The following is a 19851-nucleotide window of genomic DNA, read 5'->3' as shown; positions in this document are numbered from 1 at the left end:
TGTAATATTTATTTTTGGAAAATTGGCACTTTCATTAGGGGGAGTTTCAATGAAGAAAACTACATCAACACTATTAAGTATGGCGCTCGTCTTTTCGAGCTTTGGAGCATTAAGCGCACATGCTGAATCACTGCAAAAAGAGAAGCAATTTAGTCCACAATTAAAAGCAAATATTGAACAATGGGGAGAAAACAAAATCGCGCAAAATGTTGAAACAAAAACATCAAAAGAAATTTCAGTTATTGTAGAATTGCAACATGCTCCACTCGCTTCACAAAGTAACATTCAACATGCTCCGGACCTACAAAATAGCAATGTGCAATCATACCATGCACAACTAAAAAAAGCACAAGAGGATACAACAAAGAAAATAAAAGAAAAAGCACCGAAAGCAACCATAAAAGAAACGTATAGTACGTTATTTTCTGGATTTTCTATTTCTATCCCAGGGGATCAAATTGCCGCTCTAGCTTCTTTACCTGAAGTAAAAGCAATTTATCCGAACTTAACATATAAATTACATGAAACGTCAAAAAGCCTAGCAGATCAAGAAACACAAAACGTTGGAGGCCCTACAGTTGGTGCACCTGAAGCTTGGAATTTAAAAGATCCAACTGGTAAACCACTTGATGGGAAAGGGATGAAAGTCGCTATTATCGATTCAGGTGTAGACTATACCCATCCTGATTTACAAGCAAATTATATCGGTGGCTATGATGCAGTCGATGAGGATAATGATCCGATGGATGGAAACGTTCACGGTACCCATGTTGCAGGAATTATCGCTGGTAACGGAAAAATAAAGGGGATTGCTCCGAATGCTTCTATACTCGCTTACCGTGTCATGAATGATGGTGGTACTGGTACGACCGAAGATATTATTCAAGGTATTGAGCGCGCTATTCAAGATGGTGCCGATGTTTTAAATCTATCTCTTGGTCAAGATTTGAATGTACCTGATCAACCTGTAACAATGACGTTAGAACGCGCAGCAAAACTTGGTGTTACTGCAGTCGTCTCAAATGGGAATGATGGACCAAAGCCTTGGTCTGTTGACGCTCCTGGTAACGCAAGTAGTGTCATCTCTGTTGGAGCATCTACAGTTTCTATTCCATTTCCAACATTCCAAGTAGCTGGTTCCAATAAATCTTACCAAGGATTACCGTTATCAAAAGCAGACTTCCAAGTAGGAAACGATGCTCAGCTTGTATATGTTGGCTACGGTAATTCAAGCGATTACGCTAAACAAGATGTAAAAGGTAAGTTCGCCCTTGTTTTACAAGGAACTTCGAGCACATTAGTAAAAGCAGAACAAGCGAAACAAGCTGGCGCTCTTGGCGTGCTACTAATTTCTAACGAAAAAGAAATTAATATTATGCCCGAATATTTTGCACGTGAAGATGTAGCTCTTCCAGTTATGCAACTATCAAATACAAATGGCGAAGAATTAAAAACTTTAATTACAAAACGAAAGAAAAATATAAAAATTGGACAACCAAAGCAAACAGAACTTATTGGTAACTTTAGTTCAAGGGGACCATCACAAGGTAGTTGGCTTATAAAACCTGATATAGTTGCACCCGGAGTGCAAATTACTAGTACAGTGCCGAGAGGTGGCTATGAATCTCACAACGGAACAAGTATGGCTGCGCCACAAGTAGCGGGAGCCGTTGCCCTGCTGCGTCAAATGCATCCTGATTGGACGACAGAACAATTGAAAGCAGCTCTTGCCAACACTGCAAAAACATTAAAGGATGTCAATGAAAATACATACCCTGTCATGGCACAAGGATCTGGTTTAATTAACATTCCAAAAGCAGCCCAAACAGATGCATTAGTGAAACCTAACAATGTAAGTTTCGGTCTTATTAAACCTAATAGCGGCAAAGTGAAGTTAACACAAAATATTACGTTACAAAATCTTTCTAACAAAAAGAAAAACTTTTCAACTCGCATTGAATTACTAGATACAAAAACAAAAATCCAGACTTCTTTCTCTTCTTCTATTAGTGTGAAACCTAATAGTAACAGCGAAAAGCCCTTTACTATTACTGTAGATAGCTCCTTACCACAAGGTGTATATACAGGAAATCTATATGTGAAAGAGCAAGGGAAGACTGAAGAAATGCGTATTCCATTTACATTTAGCATTGATCCGAAAGAATACAAACGTATTGACGGCCTTGAAATCGTTAATTCTACTTTTAGTCCAAATAATGATGGAATACTAGATGACAACCTGATCAATTACTATTTAGTTACATCGGTTGAGGATGTAACGTTTCATGCTAATTTAATTACGAAAGACCGAGTAACATATCAAGGCATGGTGTATCAAGGTAAAAACGAAACACCTGGTTATAAATCTTTCAAATGGAATGGTACGAAAACTGATGGATCCCCTCTACCTGATGGCTTATACCAAATTGAAGCCGTTGCTTCTAATTCTGGAGGAGAAACGAAACAGACAGGAGCTGTGTTTGTCGATCGCACTGCACCGAAATTATCGTCTGAAGTAGATCAAGAAAACCTCGTAATTAGAGGGAAAGTAGATGATATACTTTTAGATTGGATGACCGAATCTGGATGGGTTGCTCCAGGACATCCCGTAACGATACAGTATGAAATTAACGGAAATGGAGCATGGGAAAGTGCATACCTAAATCCTTGGGAGAAAAACTATGAAATTTATTTCGATCGTAGTCAATTACAACAAGGAAAGAATACAATTCATATTGTAGCAACCGATGCAGCTGGAAATAAATCTAATTTAAACGTCGATTTAGAAGTGAAATAATAAAATTATTGTTGACAAGCTTTTAAATATAGTTTTATAATACAAAACATAGTTTAGTTGAACGAATTATATATCGGCTTTGAAGGAATACTAGTAGCGACTTATATCCCTGTCTCAGAGAACTGATGGTTGGTGCGAATCAGTACATATACAAGCGTGAATTACAATTCTGGAGCTTCTTTCCCGTAATGCTTTTTATGCATGAAGAGAAAGACGGATCTTTCCGTTATCTTAAAGTAAGTGGTAAACAATTAATTGTTTACAAATAGGGTGGTACCGCGATTTTTATCGTCCCTATCGGATTTTCCGATAGGGGCTTTTTTGCGTCCTTCCCTTTTAAATAACTTCATATATACGCGTTGAAAGAATCGCAGTAGTATCTTGTATCCCTGTTTCAGAGAGCTAATGGTCGGTGGGAATTAGCACATATATAAGTACGAATTACAATTCTGGAGCTTCTTTTTCGTAGTGCTTTTATGCATGAAGGAAAAGACGGAATTTTTCCGTTATCATTAGTTGAGATGTAAGTATATTTTCACTTACAAATAGGGTGGTACCGCGATTTTTTCGCCCCTATCGGATTTTCCGATAGGGGATTTTTCTATTTCTCACGCAAACAGTTGTTAAAGAATTTCGAATGTTATGATAAAATTTTATAAGCGCTTACAATTCTGAAAGGAGGTGGTACAAGCTATACAAAACTGGTATTCATTTTTATAGAGAAAAAGGAGGACGTCTAAATGACAAAGAAAACAGAAATTCCATCACATTTAAAACCATTCGTATCCACACAGCATTATGATCAATACACACCGGTGAATCACGCTGTTTGGCGTTACATTATGAGACAAAACCATAGCTTCTTAAAAGATGTTGCTCATCCATCCTATGTTAACGGACTACAATCATCTGGTATTAATATAGATGCAATTCCAAAAGTAGAAGAAATGAATGACTGTTTAGCACCAAGCGGCTGGGGTGCCGTAACGATTGACGGTCTTATTCCCGGCGTCGCATTCTTCGATTTTCAGGGGCATGGATTACTACCAATCGCAACAGATATTCGTAAAGTAGAAAATATCGAGTATACACCCGCTCCTGATATCGTTCATGAAGCTGCAGGCCACGCACCGATTTTGCTTGATTCTACATATGCAAAATATGTGAAACGCTTTGGACAAATTGGAGCGAAAGCTTTCTCCACAAAAGAAGAACATGATGCTTTTGAAGCCGTTCGTACATTAACGATCGTAAAAGAAAGCCCTACTTCTACACCTGAAGAAGTTGCAGTTGCTGAAAATGCTGTAATCGAAAAACAAAACTTAGTTTCTGGTTTATCAGAAGCAGAACAAATTTCACGTTTATTCTGGTGGACAGTGGAATACGGCTTAATCGGCAATATAAATGATCCGAAAATTTACGGTGCTGGTCTCCTTTCCTCTGTCGGTGAAAGTAAGCATTGCTTAACAAACGCTGTAAAGAAAGTCCCATTCTCAATTGAAGCTTGCACCGGGACAACTTATGATGTGACAAAAATGCAACCACAGCTATTTGTTTGTGAATCATTTGAAGAATTGACTGAGGCCCTTGAGCAGTTCTCTACAACGATGGCATTTAAAACAGGTGGCACAGAAGGATTAGAAAAAGCAATCCGCTCCGAAAATCATGCTACAACTGAGCTAAGTAGTGGATTACAAATTACGGGTACATTTACAGAGGCAATTAAAAATGATACTGGTGAAGTTATTTACACACGAACAAGCTCACCAACTGCATTAGCAATTCATAATAAACAACTAGCAAATCATTCTACATCTGTGCACAGCGATGGATTCGGGACACCAATCGGATTACTAGATGGAGATATTGCATTAGAAAATTGTACAGAAGAACAATTACAATCATTAGGCATTACAATTGGAAGCAGTGCAGAGTTTACTTTTGCAAGTGGCATTCATGTAAAAGGAACAGTAACAGACATTGTAAAGAATGATAAAAAAATTGCTCTTATCTCCTTTATAAATTGTGCAGTTACTCATAAAGATCGCTTATTATTTGATCCTTCATGGGGAGCATTTGATATGGCTGTCGGCTCACAAATCACTTCTGTATTCCCAGGAGCGGCAGATGCGGTTGCATTTTTCCCGATGAATGAAGAAGTACAAGAAACGCCTGATCCACTTGTACTGAATAAGCTTGAACGTATGTATCAAACAGTTCGAGATATACGTAACGATAGTATTTTACACGATACTCATACTGATCAATTAATAGCTATTCAAGAAGTATTAAATAAATTTTATCCGAAAGAATGGTTGCTTCGTCTTGAAATTTTAGAATTGCTTTTAGAACATAACAAAGGTCACGAAGCATCAGCAGCATTATTACAACAACTTTCTACTTTCACAACTGAAGAATCTGTAACACGTCTTATTAACAATGGTCTTGCGTTACTGCAGGTAAAGGATGTGAAAAATGATGCTACGATTAACTAATGAAGAAGTACAAGAGGAATTAACAAAGCTGGATAAATGGACAGTGAAAGATGAAAAATGGATTGAAAGAAAATATATGTTTTCCGACTACTTAAAAGGAGTCGAATTTGTCTCTGAAGCCGCCAAACTATCAGAAGAACATAATCACCACCCATTTATCCTTATCCAGTATAAAGCAGTCATTATTACTTTGTCATCATGGAATGCAAAAGGTTTAACGAAACTAGATTTTGACCTTGCAAAGCAATTTGATGAACTATTTTTACAAAATGAAAAAGCTATTATAAGAAAGTGAAAAAAGAGAAGCCTTTTTAGGCTTCTCCTTTCACTTTAAAATGTATACAATGTCCAAACGGATCCTTGGCCTGTAATATTCCATCTTTATACGTAGCAACTACGCCAATATATTTTAAACTTTCACACACTTGCTCTTTTTGTTTTTCATCTGCTAGTACAATTGTGAAATATTTCAAACCAACGGAATTTGGCATTTGTGGTGGTATACCTTCACCCTGCCATGTATTTAAACCGATATGGTGATGATAACCACCTGCTGATACGAACAACGCTCCATTACGAGCTGGAATCGTTACATCAAAACCAAGGCCATCAACATAGAAACGTTTCGCTTCTTCTAAGTCAGCTACATGTAAATGAATGTGTCCCATCACAGTACCAGCCGGGAACCCATTCCATGTACTTCCTTGCTGTAATAATCCTTCGCCGTCTAACGGGTTACTAACAAATGGTAGCTCTCCATTTTCATCATGCCAAACTTCTTTTTGGCGATCATGATAAATTTCAATCCCGTTTCCATCTGGATCAGCTAAATAAAGAGCTTCACTAAAGTAATGGTCAGCCCCACCATGTAATGGGTGTACTCTCTCAACAAAATGACGAAGAATATTTGCTAAGTCTTGTCTGTTTGGTAATAAAATTGCATAGTGATATAAACCAGTTCGACCTCTTTGCTTCGGAAGAGCGTCTTCCTTTTCTTCTATTATGAGAATTGGCTCATTGTCCTCATTACCAAACGTAACGATTGTACTTTTTTCTTCCAGTACCTTCATACGCAATACTTCTGTATAAAACTCTAGCGATTTCTTTAAATTTGATACATATAAATGAACAACCCCAAGTGTTGTTTCGGGATGAAGTTGAAAGCTCATCTTGTTATACCCCCATTTAAATTAGTTCTTCTTTAACATTTTCTCTTTTAAGAAATTATCTACAAAACCATCAGCTTTCGCAACAAATAAATAAGCACCCATTGCTAATAATGCAAGTTCTAACTCAAATCCAGGATTTTTCCCGTCTCCTAACAAACCAGCTGACCATTTTACTTTCACAATCGCTCCAACCATAACAAGTGCAAATAATAATCCAATATATCTTACACCTAAACCTAGAATTAACAATAGACCACCAACTAATTCCACTGTTGCTACACCGTATGCAAGTCCTCCTGGTAAACCAATGCTTGTAAACCACCCTGCAATATTGTCAATTCCTGATTGGAATTTTGTTAAACCGTGCATAAAGAACGTTACCCCTAACACGATACGAATAATTAAGTTACCAATATGTTGATTCATTTCTTTCTCTCCTTTATAGTTTTGTTATACAAAACTTTTATTTACATTACAAAACATACACTAATTATTTTTATTCGTCAATTCATTTTTCATGAGAAAAAATATTTTTTTTTTGCTATGATACAAATAGTTGTTTACAAAAAGGAGCATGATTTTATGAATATCGGTTCTGCGATTCGTGAAATTCGTCAACGTAGAGGAATTACGATTGCCCAAATTTGTGAAGGAACAGGTCTTTCTAAAGGCTTTATGAGTCAGGTTGAAAACAATAAAACATCACCATCTATCTCAACTTTAGAAATGATCGCTAATTTTTTAAATGTTCCCCTTCCATATTTATTGTTAGAACAAAAAGATCGTTTGAAAATTGTAAAAAAAGAAGAGCGTAAATACAGTGTGTATGGAAAAGATGAACAAAGAATTGAGCATGTTGCGGAGCAAGGTGGTCTCCGCCTATCTCTAGTAGAAATTTCTGCCGGATTCCCGAAAGAAAACTCACCAAATGCTCATGAAGGTGAAGAGTGTCATCTTGTATTACGCGGAAAACTAGAAGTTCAACATGGAGAAGATATTGCGATTGTAGAAGAAGGTGATTCTTTCTCTTGGAATGCATGCGTTCCTCATATTGTTCGCAATATAGGTGAAGAATCTGCATTATTACTTATCTCTAGTCATGCGGAAAATCGAAAACGTGTTTACTAAACGATAAAAAAGAAGCCTGTTTCGTAACAGGCTTCTTTTTTATTCCCTTATAATTCCATAACTCGTCCCAACTAGTACGGTCTTTTCATGTTGATTGCGATAAACTGACTCAATTGAAACTTTTTTATATCCTTCCATTTGCTCAATATTTGTTAAAGTTAATTCACAAGTAATCGTATCCCCTGTAAAAACTGGTCTAATAAACTCACTTACTAATTCCCTCGCTATGTAATGTAACTCTTCGCCTACTTTCGTCCCAATGCTAGCAGTCAATAAACCATGGACCATTAATCGTCCATTCTCATCATATTCCATATGATGTCTACCTTTATCGCCTGTAATATTTGCAAATTCAAAAACTTCTTCCTCGGTAAATCTTCTTTCGTATTTAAATATATCTCCAACTTTTACATTCATTTTTATCCCCCATTAATAAACTGAATTTTCTTTTATTTTATCACAAAATGAGTCTCAGTTCAGTTTATATTATTAAAATAGCAATCCTTTTTCTTTATTACCTTATAAGTTATCGATGCCCTTCCTTTTTTGCCACTTGATACCCATAGTACGCACATGTTCCATTTCTTGATAACTCTCTTACTTCAAAACCACAACTTCTATAAAAATCAAAATTGTTAGCGGACGTATGCGCAAACCAATCACCATGCGGAAGCTTTTGTAAACAAAGAGCTACAAGTTTCTTACCTAACCCTTTCCCCCTATACTCACACTTCACAACTAAATTTACTATGTTAGCAACCATGATTTGATCAGAAATCACTCTAACCATCGCGACCATTTCTTCTTCATCCCAAATTGTGAAAGCCCATGTTGAATTTTCAAATGCAATCGTAAACTTTTCAATTTGCCAAGAAGGGATATTATCATTACTCCAGCCAGTATCTTCAAATAATGTCTTAATCGCATATGCTGGCACTCCATTCGTTCCTTCACGAATAATTAGTCCATTATGATAAATATACATGTAATCCCTCCCTTTATTTTTTATATACCATTCTCCCAAAAATGCAATTCACCTTTTTTCATCCAACCCGCTTAATGGAATAAACGAGAACATCCATCTCATGAAATGAAGTTGTTTTCTCATAACTAAGCCCTGTTTTTCTAGCAACAAATATTGAAGCTGGGTGGTTCGGATTAATAAGTGAAATTAATTTATTCATTTGTAATGCTTGAAAACCATAGTCTCGAAATGCCGCCGCAGCCTCTTTCGCATACCCTTTCCCCCAATACTTAGGAAGTAGCCAATAGCCAATCTCAATTTCCTCTTTTCCATCTACCTTCTGCTTGACAAGTCCTGCATGACCAATTCGTATCCCTGTTTCCTTTTCAATCATTACAAATAAACCGAGACCGTTTTTATAATTTGGAAGTACCCTCTCCTCCAAACTTTTTTTACATTGCATAAATGTTTTTAACGTTCCATTTCCAATATAACGCATTACCTTCTCATCCCCCCATAAAGAAGCATAAAATGGTAAATCATCCATTGTATATTTACGAAATTGTAAGCGATCTGTATGGAACACTCTTTTATTCACTCCCATCATTTTGAACCTCATTACATAACAACATATTTCAAACTACGTAAGTGTTGAATAATTCATATCAAGAAAGTTACCAAAAAGAAAGAAAATTCAATCTTATGAAAGTGTATTATATCAAAAAAAAGCAGTAGACAAAAGAGTGTCTACTGCATCCATATCATAACTAGTATAAAGAAAACTACAATTGAGGGGGTGTAGGATTTTCAAATATACTAGATACTTATCCCGTTCTAACGGGCGGTAAACCTTCCAATCTTTTGAGTGGAAAGTTTACCGCACATAAGAACTTTGCGGTCATTAAGAAAGCACTGTTAAGTACTCAAATACACGCTGAGCTTTTTCTCCACCCATTCGTGCATGTTGAAGAAGAGTGATGCCATGTGGGCCAGATGCACGTAATGCTTCTGGTTGTGCTACTAAAATGGCTTGTACGACTTCAAGTTCACCAAGCATAGCTGCTGCAAAAATATCCATCCGAGCTCCCTTTTCCAGTAAATAAAGAGCAATATCTTTACGGCCTACATGGGCCGCTGCTCCTAAGGCACTTTCCCAATCCGAGCCACCCCAATTATAAGAAGCATGAAGTAAGCTTGGTGATTCGGCCAAAAGCTCCTGTACTCTTTCTAGATCTCCGTGAGCTGCCATAACAAATTCCCTTACTAACTCAGTGGTAATACGCTCGTCTGTTTGCATCTCTCTTCTCCCTTTTCACAAATTCGTTTCGGTGTAAAAAATGGCTTGTCACTCCCTTGGAATATATCAACTTCAATTCCAAATACACGCTGAAACATTTGATGACATAGTACTTCTTCTGGCACACCATCATACTGAATCTTCCCTCGCTTTAATACGAGTAAACGATCGCTATATTGAGCTGCTTGGTTAATGTCATGTAAAACCATTATAATTGTCATACCAAACTCTTCATTTAATCGTTTCACAAGTTCCATTACTTCCAACTGGTGAACGATATCCAAAAAGGTTGTTGGTTCATCTAGCAATAAGACATTTGTACGTTGTGCAAGCGTCATTGCAATCCAAGCACGTTGCCTTTCTCCTCCTGATAAGGATTGTAAAAGACGATATTCATACCCTTCAAGCTTTGTAACAGACAATGCCCAATCAACAATTTCTTCATCTTCTTTATTTAAGCGACTACTCCATGATTTATGAGGACCTCTTCCGAACTCTATTAGTTCTTTCACTGTTAAATCTAATTGATGATCGTGCATTTGTGGTAACATCGCTAATTGCTTCGCTACATCTGCACTCTTCATCATATGAATATTTTCCCCATCTAAAATGATGTCTCCTTCGCTTTGCTTAAGTAGCCGTGCTATTAAACGAAGCAAAGTAGATTTCCCCGATCCATTCGGACCGATTAAACTAACGATTTCCCCAGCTTTAATATGTACATTCATATTTTGCATTTGAAATCTTTCAGAATGTGCGTAAAACACTTTGTTAACGGAAATCACGTTGTTTTCCTCCTCTATGGATTAAATATAAGAAGAACGGACCACCTAAGAAGGACAATAAAATACCAACAGGCAATTCGATTGGATCGAACCAACTTCGAGCTATCGCATCCGCAAAAACAAGTAATATCCCACCGCCAAGGCATGATAATGGCAGTAAATATTTATAGTCATTTCCAACTAATAAACGTAACATATGCGGTACAACAAGACCGACAAATCCAATAAGACCAGAAACACTAACTGCTATTCCAGCTAACATTGTACTTACTACTATTAAATAAAACCGACTTCTTTCCACGTTATATCCTAATAGTTTTGCCATTTCATCCCCAAGCATTAATACTCGAATATGTTTAATACCGAAGAAAGCTAATATAATAGCGAATATCGCATAGTAAATAATCATATTTAAATGTGCCCAACTAACACCACCAATACCACCAGCTAACCACGGTAAAACTGATTGTACTTTGTCGCTATGTAATAACATTAGCGCTGAAGTCGCTGCACCAATTAAGGCGTTTATTGAAACACCTACTAATACAATTCGTGAAGGTGGCGCCCCCTTTTGCCATGATAGTGCGTAAATGACCATTGCTGTAATAAAAGCTCCTAAAAACGCTCCTAGTGGCAAGAATGCCATATGTTGAGGAAATAAAATCATGATTATAATTGCTACAAGACCTGCTCCTGATGAAACTCCGATAATTCCAGGATCTGCAAGAGGATTTCTCATAACCCCTTGCAATAATGCTCCTGATGCAGCTAAACACGTTCCTACTATAAAACCAACGAGCACTCTCGGTATACGAAGATCCCATACAATTCGATGAACTGTCGAACCTTCATCTTGTATACCTTCTATAATGTCTCGTAAAGAAAAAGATAAGCTCCCTGCAAAAAGGCCATAAAAAAGACCTAGAACAGTTAATACGACTAAAGTAACTGTTATTATCCACCTTTTTCTCGCAAAAGGATGTTCCTTTTCTCTTACTATTTCACTACTCTCCATACTTATCATTTCCTTACATCTTGTATACTTTTATACATAAAGTCCATCGCTTCTGTAACTTTTGTCCCAGGATTTGATCCAAATAAATCTGGTGGTAAAATAACTACACGATTTTGTTTTACTGCATCTAAATTTTTCCATGCTTCATTTTTCATCATTTCGCCTTCAAATGCTTTTTTCACACTATTGGGATCTCCATGTGTAATTAAATAAATCACATCTGGATTTGCTTCGATAATACGTTCTACACTTAGCTGTGCATATTGCGGATACTCTTTCATTTCTGGAAAACTAGCTGCGATATTTTTCCCGCCTGTTTTTTCTAAAATATCCCCTGATAGAGATGTTGGTAATGCCGCTAAATAAGTGCCTGGTGCTCCATAAACTAGCAACGCTTTAACGTCACTCTTTTTCTCATATTTCTTCATTTGATCATTAATTTTTTGGTTAAGCTCTTTTGCTTTATCTTCTTTCTTCATTACTGTTCCATACATTTCAATACCCTTTTGAATATCTTTTACAGAGTTGGCTGAAGAAATGATTACTTTTGTTCCTTGTCCTTCGACCGTTGGAATGTTCTTTTGGAATCCATTGTTAGCAACAAGTACATCCGGTTTTAAACTAGCAATTTGCTCAAAATTCGGTTGATGTGCATTCCCGATTACTTGTGCTTTCTTTAATTCCTCTGGGAGAGTTAATTTTGTATCCGGACGACCTACTATTTTTCCACCTAAAGCATGAATAATATCCATGTCTCCCATACTCAACGTAGCAAAACTTTCAGGAACTTTATTGAATGTTATCTTTCTGTCTGAGAGATCGGTAATTTCGATTTTGTCTGTTCCTTTGTCTGTTTTTGTTGCGGATGCTTTTTCGTTTTCTTTTGCACTGCAACCTATTAATAAGAAAAAAATAGATAAGATCGCTGTGAACAGCGTAATAGATTTGTTCATTCTTTCACCTCTAATTGATAATAATAATCATTAACTACTATTCTACTTTAATTGATAAGGATTATCAATGTCAATATGAAACGCATACATTTTCTACAAAAATGAAAAAACGCTACAAAAAGATTTCTTCTTTTCGTAGCGCCCTATTTAACAATTTTCTTCATATTCGCTCTCCTCTAATTGATCACGCATCGTTCTAACACGCTTAAAGAAGAAAAAAGCAAGAACTAAAAATACAATAATACTCCCCATCATAACAAAAGACTGTACCATACTTTTTATTCCGCTTGGAATTAATAAACCGATCATTAAAAATGTACTTATAGCTAAAAGTACTTGTGCAAACCGGGTATAATCTGCTATTTTTTCTTGTAATTCTTTCATCTTCTTATCACTCCCATCCTCACTTTATCACATTCTATCAAGCTTAAAGACAAGTAAATAGAACCAATCTGGGAGATGTTTTCCAAAGTAAAAAAGAGCCGCTTACTCGCGGCTCTTTTTTATCTATTATACGCCTTTATATGCTTCCATATAGATTTCTTTCAGCTCTGAAATGAGCGGTAATTTTGGATTAGCTGTTGTACATTGATCTTCAAAAGCTCTTTCTGCTAATAATCCAACAACCCCTTCAAATTGGTCTTTAGCAACTCCTTGTCCTGCAATACTCATATTTATATTTAAGCTTTTTCCAAGCTCAATAATTGCTTGGACGAGTGATTCCACACCTTCCGCTGTTGAGCTTGCTGGAAGCCCGAGCATTCTCGCAATATGTGCATAGCGTTCATCAGCCACAAAGTGCTCATATTTTGGGAACAATGCGTGTTTTCTTGGCTTAATAGCATTATAGCGAACTACGTGCGGCATAAGAATTGCATTCGCACGTCCATGCGGAATATGGAATTCCGGTCCAATTTTATGTGCTAAACTATGATTAATACCTAGGAAAGCATTTGCAAATGCCATCCCTGCGATTGCGGAAGCATTATGCATTTTTTCTCGTGCTTCTTCATCATTTCCATCTTTATATGCTCTCGGTAAATATTTAAATACGAGATCAATTGCTTTTAATGCTAAACCATCAGTATAGTCATTTGCCAGAACAGACACATACGCTTCAATTGCATGTGTTAATACGTCCATACCAGTATCTGCCGTCACATGAGGTGGTACTGTCATTACAAATTGCGGATCAACAATCGCTACATCTGGTGTTAATTCATAATCCGCAAGCGGGTATTTAATATTATTTTTCTTATCTGTAATAACCGCAAATGGCGTCACTTCTGATCCCGTCCCTGATGTTGTTGGAATGGCAACAAATTGTGCTTTATTTCCCAAGTTCGGATACTTACATGTACGTTTTCTTATATCTAAAAACTTCTGTTTTATTCCATAGAATGTCGTTTCTGGGTGCTCATAGAATAGCCACATCCCTTTTGCTGCATCCATAGCTGAACCGCCACCAAGCGCGATAATTACATCTGGTTTAAAGCTTTTCATCATGTCCGCACCTTTAAATACAGTTTCATCTGATGGATCTGGCTCAACTTCAAAGAAAACTTCAACTTTCACATCATTTGCATGCTTACGTAAATAGTGCGTAACTGTATCTACATAACCGTGCTCAACCATCCCTGGATCCGTTACAATAAATGCGCGGGAAATGTTAGGCATGTTTGCTAAATATGCTGTCGCATGTTTTTCAAAATAAATTTTGGGTGGTAATTTGAACCACTGCATATTCTTTTTTCTATTTGCCAACCTTTTTATATTTAATAAATGAGTCGCCGTTACGTTTTGGGAAACTGAGTTTTTCCCGTAGGAGCCACAACCAAGCGTAAGTGATGGAATAAATCCATTATATATATCACCAATTCCACCTTGTGATGAAGGTGCATTTACAATGAGACGGCAGGCTTTCATACGTAACCCAAATTGTTTTTGTACTTCTTTATTTATAGAATGGATAACCGCTGAATGCCCTAGGCCACCAAGCTCTAACATTTCTTCGCAATATGTAAATCCTTCTTCTAATGAATTTGCTTTTACACAAGCTAACACTGGGCTCAGTTTCTCACGAGATAGTGGATACGCCGCTCCGATACCTTTAATTTCAGCTACAAGCATTTTTGTATGTTCAGGTACAGTAATTCCTACTAATTCAGCAATATACTGTGCTGATTTCCCAACAATATCACTATTTACTGCACATGTATTTTCATTAATAACAAGCTTTTCTAATTTCTTTCTCTCTTCCTCTGTTACAAAATAACAATTATTTGCAATCATTTCTGCTTTAACATCATTATAGATTTCCTTATCTACAATGATAGCTTGTTCTGACGCACAAATCATACCGTTATCAAATGTTTTCGATAAAATTAAATCATTAACAGCGCGTTTTACATGTGCCGATTTCTCTATATAACATGGTACATTACCTGGCCCTACACCTAGCGCGGGTTTACCAGTAGAATAAGCCGATTTCACCATACCAGCCCCTCCAGTTGCTAGAACGAGTGCGACACCATCATGGTTCATTAATTGTTTCGTTGCTTCCACAGAAGGTCTTTCAATCCATTGAATACAATGCTTTGGTGCACCAGCTTTCACTGCTGCATCATATACTGTTTTTGCCGCCGCAACGGAACAGTTTTGTGCAGAAGGATGAAATGCGAAAATAATTGGATTTCTCGTTTTTATCGCGATTAATGCTTTAAACATTGTTGTCGATGTTGGGTTCGTTACTGGCGTTACCCCAGCTACTACACCGACAGGCTCTGCGATTTCTATTATTTCTTCATGAGGATCTTCATGAAGAATTCCTACCGTTTTATCTTTCTTTATACTATGCCAAATATATTCAGTGGCAAAAATATTTTTAATGCATTTATCTTCATATACGCCACGGCCCGTTTCTTCAACAGCCAACTTCGCAAGCGGCATATGTTGATCGACACCCGCAAGCGCCATTTCATGAACAATGTTGTCAATTTGCTCTTGTGTAAAACTTTCTAATGCTTGTAAAGCTTTTTGACCGTTATCTACTAACGTATCAATCATCTCTTTTACCTCTTGCATTTCATTTACAACTTTCTCTTTGACTACCATGTAAATTTCCTCCTATTCTGCTATCTTGGACTTCATAAGTCCCTACAGGTCATAAAAAGTCCCGATTAGCGTAAAAAAATAGAGTTACCTTCCTACATGAATCCCATCACTTGTGAAATATTTCACAAGTTTGTTCGTGAATAACATTTCATGAATTCAATATACATGAAATCATTTCATTTGTGTATGTCTAATTTGTGAAATGTTTCACAAATTAATATAATAAAAATGCACTGCTCTATATTAGCAGTGCATTTTTACTATGCTAGTGCTTGTGCTAAATCTTCAATTAAATCTTCTCCATCTTCAATACCAACAGAGATTCGAATTAATGTATCTGTAATTCCTAATTCTTTACGGCGATCTGCTGGGATTGATGCATGTGTCATTTGAGATGGGATAGAAATTAAACTTTCTACTGCTCCTAAGCTTTCAGCAAGTGTAAAGTATTGTAACTTCTCAAGTACTCTATTTAATGTTTCTTCACTATCTACATCGAATGAGATGATTGCACCAAATCCGTTCGCCTGTTCTTTTGCTAATTCGTGATTTTGATGTGATTCAAGACCTGGATAATATACTTTATTTACTTTCGGATGGTTATTTAAAAACTCAGCAATTGCGCGTGAATTTATTTCATGCTCCTCCATACGAATTCCTAATGTTTTTAAACCACGAAGTAGTAAGAAGCTGTCTTGTGGTCCAAGAATACCTCCTGTTGAGTTTTGTACAAAGTGAAGGTCTTCTGCTAATTGCTGGCTATTTACAACTACTAGGCCTGCAACTACGTCACTATGTCCTCCTAAATATTTCGTTGCACTATGAAGCACAATGTCTGCTCCTAAAGAAATTGGCGACTGCCAATATGGCGTCATGAATGTGTTATCAATAATTGTTAATAAATCTTTCTCTTTAGCAAGAGCAGATATTTTCTTAATATCAGTAATTTTTAGTAATGGGTTCGTTGGTGTTTCTACATAAATCGCTTTCGTATTTGGACGAATCGCTTCTACAACTTCCTCTAGGTTTGTTGTATCTACAAATGTATGCTCAATACCGAAGCGGTTTAATACTTTCGTAATAACACGGTACGTCCCGCCATAAACATCATCTGTTAAAATGACGTGGTCACCTTTTGAGAACAACATAATTGTTGCTGTAATAGCAGCCATTCCTGAACCAAATGCAAATCCAGCATGACCGTTTTCTAATACAGCAATCATTTCTTCTAAAGCTGCACGTGTTGGATTGCCTGTACGTGAATATTCATATCCTTGATGCTTACCAACTGCTTCTTGTTTGTACGTACTTGTTTGATAGATCGGTACGTTTACAGATCCAGTTGAAGGTTCTCCTATGCGAATACCATGAATTAACTTTGTCTTTGCTCTCATTTTTTATTCCCATCCTTTGTATATGTCTTTGCTTAAATAGCGCTCACTACTATCAGGAAAAATCGTTACAATATTTGTACCTGGTGTTGCTTTCTCTGCCTCAAGTAAGCTCGCATGAAATGCTGCTCCTGAAGAGCTTCCAACGAGAAGTCCTTCTTTTTGCGCTAATTCTTTCACTCGTAAAAATGCATTTCGATCAGAAATCGTATGAATTTCATCAAAATAAGATGTTTTCAAAAATGGTGGAATGAATTCAAGACCAATACCTTCTGTTTCATGTGAACCAGCTTTACCACCATTTAAAATAGAGCCTTCTGGTTCTACAATAACCGTTTTAATATCAATATTTTTCTCTTTCAAATAAGATGCAGTTCCCATAAACGTACCGCCAGTTCCTGCCCCTGCAACAAATATGTTAATCTCTCCATTCAGTGCCGACCAAAGTTCAGGTCCTAGCGTTTTAAAATAAGCGCGAGGGTTTGCTTCATTCGCAAACTGACTTGGAGAGTATGAATTCGGTATTTCATTTACTAACTCTTTCGCTTTTGCAATTGCGCCGGTCATTCCTTGCTCAGTCGGTGTATGCACAACCGTTGCACCTAGCGCCTTCATTAATTCTTGCTTTTCAATACTAAATTTCTCTGGTACACAAACGATGACGCGTAAATCATGTTGTAACGCTGCAAGTGCCAGTCCAATGCCAGTATTTCCAGCCGTCGGTTCAATAATTGTTCCGCCCTGGGTAACAAGCCCTTTTTCTAGTGCATCTTCAATTAATTCTCTTCCTAAACGATCCTTAACGCTTCCGCCTGGGTTGTAAAATTCAAGCTTTGCAAATAAACGGACTCCTTCTGGAAGTGAAAAACGCGTAATTTCTACAATTGGTGTATGACCAATCAATTCATGAACGCCACGATATACATTCATCGTGTTCTCCCCCTTATTTGCCAATAAAGAAAAGGCAACTGTATGTATTTTCTTTATATGAGACAGTTGCCTTTTTGTTACATTACTTTAACTCTTCTAGTACTTTTACGATAAAGTTTGTAGAATGAAGAGCTGCTTGATCTAAAAATTGATCAAATGAAACATTTGATTCTTTACCAGCAATATCAGAAAGTGCGCGAATAATAACAAACGGAACTTCATATTGGTGGCATACTTGCGCAACAGCTGCTGCTTCCATTTCTACTGCATAAAGGTCTTCAAATTTATCACGAATTGCTGCAACGCGGTTAGGATCACTCATAAATGAATCACCTGTTGCAATCATACCTTTTACAACTTGAATATTTTCTTCTGCCTGCATACATTTCTCAGCTAATGCAACTAATGCCTCATCAGCTTTAAATCCTGGTGGCATTCCTGGCACTTGACCATATTCGTAGTTAAATGCTGTTACATCTACGTCATGGTGACGAACTTCTGTTGAAATAACTACATCTCCAACATTTAAAGAATGATGGAATCCACCAGCTGAGCCAGTATTAATTACTTTTTCAGGCTTATATTTTTCTAATAAAATTGTCGTTGACATCGCTGCATTTACTTTACCAATACCAGACTTTAGCAAGATTACTTCATGCCCTGCCAATAGTCCTTTCGTAAATTCACAACCTGCAACAGTTTCTGTTTTTGCTTGTTCTAGTTTGTCACGTAAAATACGTACTTCTTCTTCCATTGCTCCAATTACAGCAATTCTCAATCTAATCCCTCTTTCTATTGCTTAGTTGCCTCCATTACCCAAACGAAATGATTTAATCTCGTAAACGTTACGTGGAAGCCATTGTTTTCAAAAATAGATTGCATGATCGGAATACGTGTATAGTATTCTGTTTGCAAATCGTTTGCTAACTGATGAAAACCTCTTTGTTTTGCTACTTCGACAGTTTTATCATATGCATCTTGATCTGCAAATATCGTATCAGCAAACACTATTTTACCACCTTTGTTTAGCAATTGACTATACTTCGCAATTGCTACGTCTTTTTCTTCATCTATTAAATGATGAAATGCGTAAGTGCTCACAATAGTATCGATTGAATTTGGGACTTCAAATGAAAGAAAATCACCCTCTGTAATTGAAAATTCTTTTGGTAATTTCTCTTTTGCAATAGTACGCATTTCGCGTGACGGTTCTATACCGTAAACTGTGCGACCAGCAAGTAATAATTTATTTGTTAAATTGCCAGTACCAACACCAAATTCTAATACGTTGCCAAATGACTTGTTAACTACATCCTCTAAAATGTCCTCATAACGGGCGAAAACTTCTTTATATTGTATATCTTCGCCTTGTACAAATGAGTCGTACGTATGAGCCCATTCATCAAATAAACCATTAAATTCTGTTCCCATAAAAATTCCCCTTTTTCTTATCGGTTTTATCAGTATGATATTCTCTCTTTCTAAAAATGTCAATTGAAATGTGCGTAGTATTTCCTTCTTTTCTTTGTTACACTATAGGTGATTATCATAGGAGAGGGGGCATCTTCGTGTCATTTACCTTTGAAATGTTAGAAGATAAAGTAGAATTTTTCGAGGCTGCAAACTTAGTTTCTCTAGAAAAAAAAATTAACGAACAAATTGATAATAATAAAGCACTTATGCTCGAAGTTCATCATATTTCTCACCAAATGATTATGGATCCTGAAAGCAAAAGACCTTATTATAGTGCGGTTGTTCATTTTAAATTAAAGAAATTACGCTAACTAAAAAAAGAGAGGCTCTTAAGAGCCTC

Annotated in this window: 20 protein-coding genes and 2 other annotated features; of the genes, 5 read left to right on the top strand and 15 right to left on the bottom strand. The window is 36.7% G+C overall.

Features of this window, described 5'->3' with window-relative positions:
• Positions 1-49 precede the first annotated feature (49 nt).
• The 3 genes from MR155_RS00925 to MR155_RS00915 all read left to right on the top strand — a co-directional run bounded on the left by MR155_RS00925 (position 50) and on the right by MR155_RS00915 (position 5587).
• Positions 50-2797 (top strand): S8 family peptidase, encoded by a 2748-nt coding sequence (locus MR155_RS00925; protein WP_242307622.1) that lies wholly within the window; start codon positions 50-52, stop codon positions 2795-2797.
• Between the two features lie 70 nt (positions 2798-2867).
• Positions 2868-3096, top strand: a binding site (T-box leader).
• 51 nt (positions 3097-3147) lie between these two features.
• Positions 3148-3375 (top strand) — a binding site (T-box leader).
• 162 nt (positions 3376-3537) lie between these two features.
• Positions 3538-5292 (top strand): aromatic amino acid hydroxylase, encoded by a 1755-nt coding sequence (locus MR155_RS00920; RefSeq protein ID WP_113935616.1) that lies wholly within the window; start codon positions 3538-3540, stop codon positions 5290-5292.
• On the top strand, positions 5273-5587 hold the full coding sequence (locus MR155_RS00915; RefSeq protein ID WP_002167644.1) for a 4a-hydroxytetrahydrobiopterin dehydratase: 315 nt from the start codon (positions 5273-5275) through the stop codon (positions 5585-5587). Before MR155_RS00920 ends, MR155_RS00915 begins: the two co-directional genes overlap by 20 nt.
• A gap of 16 nt (positions 5588-5603) precedes the next feature.
• Here the strand turns inward: MR155_RS00915 and MR155_RS00910 are convergent, their stop codons facing one another.
• Both MR155_RS00910 and MR155_RS00905 read right to left on the bottom strand, forming a co-directional pair.
• The gene (locus tag MR155_RS00910) at positions 5604-6461 is read right to left on the bottom strand and encodes a VOC family protein (RefSeq protein ID WP_242307619.1); all 858 of its coding nucleotides are present in this window, start codon (positions 6459-6461) and stop codon (positions 5604-5606) included.
• 21 nt (positions 6462-6482) lie between these two features.
• The gene (locus tag MR155_RS00905) at positions 6483-6887 is read right to left on the bottom strand and encodes a DoxX family protein (protein WP_070144931.1); all 405 of its coding nucleotides are present in this window, start codon (positions 6885-6887) and stop codon (positions 6483-6485) included.
• Between the two features lie 156 nt (positions 6888-7043).
• Between MR155_RS00905 and MR155_RS00900 the strand changes: the two genes are divergently transcribed.
• Entirely contained in the window at positions 7044-7589 is a 546-nt protein-coding gene (locus MR155_RS00900; protein WP_002015249.1) for a helix-turn-helix domain-containing protein, read from the top strand.
• Positions 7590-7628: 39 nt separating this feature from the next.
• On the opposite strand, the gene MR155_RS00895 is transcribed toward MR155_RS00900, so the two are convergent.
• The 13 genes from MR155_RS00895 to MR155_RS00835 form a co-directional block, all read right to left on the bottom strand.
• Positions 7629-8006, bottom strand: coding sequence for a hotdog family protein (locus MR155_RS00895; RefSeq protein WP_002088730.1), 378 nt, complete (start codon positions 8004-8006; stop codon positions 7629-7631).
• A gap of 109 nt (positions 8007-8115) precedes the next feature.
• Positions 8116-8574 (bottom strand): GNAT family N-acetyltransferase, encoded by a 459-nt coding sequence (locus MR155_RS00890; RefSeq protein WP_113935620.1) that lies wholly within the window; start codon positions 8572-8574, stop codon positions 8116-8118.
• A gap of 58 nt (positions 8575-8632) precedes the next feature.
• Positions 8633-9160 (bottom strand): GNAT family N-acetyltransferase, encoded by a 528-nt coding sequence (locus MR155_RS00885; RefSeq protein WP_002015253.1) that lies wholly within the window; start codon positions 9158-9160, stop codon positions 8633-8635.
• A 294-nt stretch (positions 9161-9454) separates the two neighbouring features.
• On the bottom strand, positions 9455-9850 hold the full coding sequence (locus MR155_RS00880) for an ankyrin repeat domain-containing protein (protein WP_113935622.1): 396 nt from the start codon (positions 9848-9850) through the stop codon (positions 9455-9457).
• Positions 9817-10635 (bottom strand): ABC transporter ATP-binding protein, encoded by an 819-nt coding sequence (locus MR155_RS00875; RefSeq protein ID WP_113935623.1) that lies wholly within the window; start codon positions 10633-10635, stop codon positions 9817-9819. The genes MR155_RS00880 and MR155_RS00875 overlap by 34 nt, the downstream gene beginning before the upstream one ends.
• On the bottom strand, positions 10622-11650 hold the full coding sequence (locus tag MR155_RS00870; protein ID WP_002015259.1) for a FecCD family ABC transporter permease: 1029 nt from the start codon (positions 11648-11650) through the stop codon (positions 10622-10624). The genes MR155_RS00875 and MR155_RS00870 overlap by 14 nt, the downstream gene beginning before the upstream one ends.
• 5 nt (positions 11651-11655) lie before the next feature.
• On the bottom strand, positions 11656-12603 hold the full coding sequence (locus MR155_RS00865) for an ABC transporter substrate-binding protein (RefSeq protein ID WP_002015260.1): 948 nt from the start codon (positions 12601-12603) through the stop codon (positions 11656-11658).
• A 147-nt stretch (positions 12604-12750) separates the two neighbouring features.
• The gene (locus tag MR155_RS00860) at positions 12751-12987 is read right to left on the bottom strand and encodes a YrhC family protein (RefSeq protein ID WP_002034123.1); all 237 of its coding nucleotides are present in this window, start codon (positions 12985-12987) and stop codon (positions 12751-12753) included.
• A 126-nt stretch (positions 12988-13113) separates the two neighbouring features.
• On the bottom strand, positions 13114-15717 hold the full coding sequence (adhE, locus tag MR155_RS00855) for a bifunctional acetaldehyde-CoA/alcohol dehydrogenase (protein WP_242307618.1): 2604 nt from the start codon (positions 15715-15717) through the stop codon (positions 13114-13116).
• A gap of 260 nt (positions 15718-15977) precedes the next feature.
• Positions 15978-17111, bottom strand: a complete 1134-nt coding sequence (locus tag MR155_RS00850) for a bifunctional cystathionine gamma-lyase/homocysteine desulfhydrase (RefSeq protein WP_219303570.1) — start codon at positions 17109-17111, stop codon at positions 15978-15980.
• 3 nt (positions 17112-17114) lie between these two features.
• Positions 17115-18038 carry an O-acetylserine dependent cystathionine beta-synthase gene (locus tag MR155_RS00845; RefSeq protein ID WP_113935627.1) on the bottom strand — a complete coding sequence of 308 codons (924 nt, stop codon included), beginning with the start codon at positions 18036-18038 and terminating at the stop codon, positions 17115-17117.
• An 82-nt stretch (positions 18039-18120) separates the two neighbouring features.
• Entirely contained in the window at positions 18121-18816 is a 696-nt protein-coding gene (gene mtnN / locus MR155_RS00840) for a 5'-methylthioadenosine/S-adenosylhomocysteine nucleosidase (RefSeq protein WP_242307617.1), read from the bottom strand.
• 14 nt (positions 18817-18830) lie between these two features.
• A complete protein-coding gene (locus MR155_RS00835) occupies positions 18831-19469 on the bottom strand; it encodes a class I SAM-dependent DNA methyltransferase (RefSeq protein ID WP_219303571.1) in 639 nt (212 codons plus the stop codon).
• Between the two features lie 137 nt (positions 19470-19606).
• Between MR155_RS00835 and MR155_RS00830 the strand changes: the two genes are divergently transcribed.
• Entirely contained in the window at positions 19607-19822 is a 216-nt protein-coding gene (locus MR155_RS00830; protein ID WP_002015268.1) for a YrzA family protein, read from the top strand.
• Positions 19823-19851 lie beyond the last annotated feature (29 nt).

This window comes from Bacillus cereus group sp. BfR-BA-01331 (assembly GCF_022663915.1).
Lineage (GTDB): Bacteria > Bacillota > Bacilli > Bacillales > Bacillaceae_G > Bacillus_A > Bacillus_A mycoides.
This window is presented reverse-complemented; position numbering and strand designations above follow the sequence as displayed.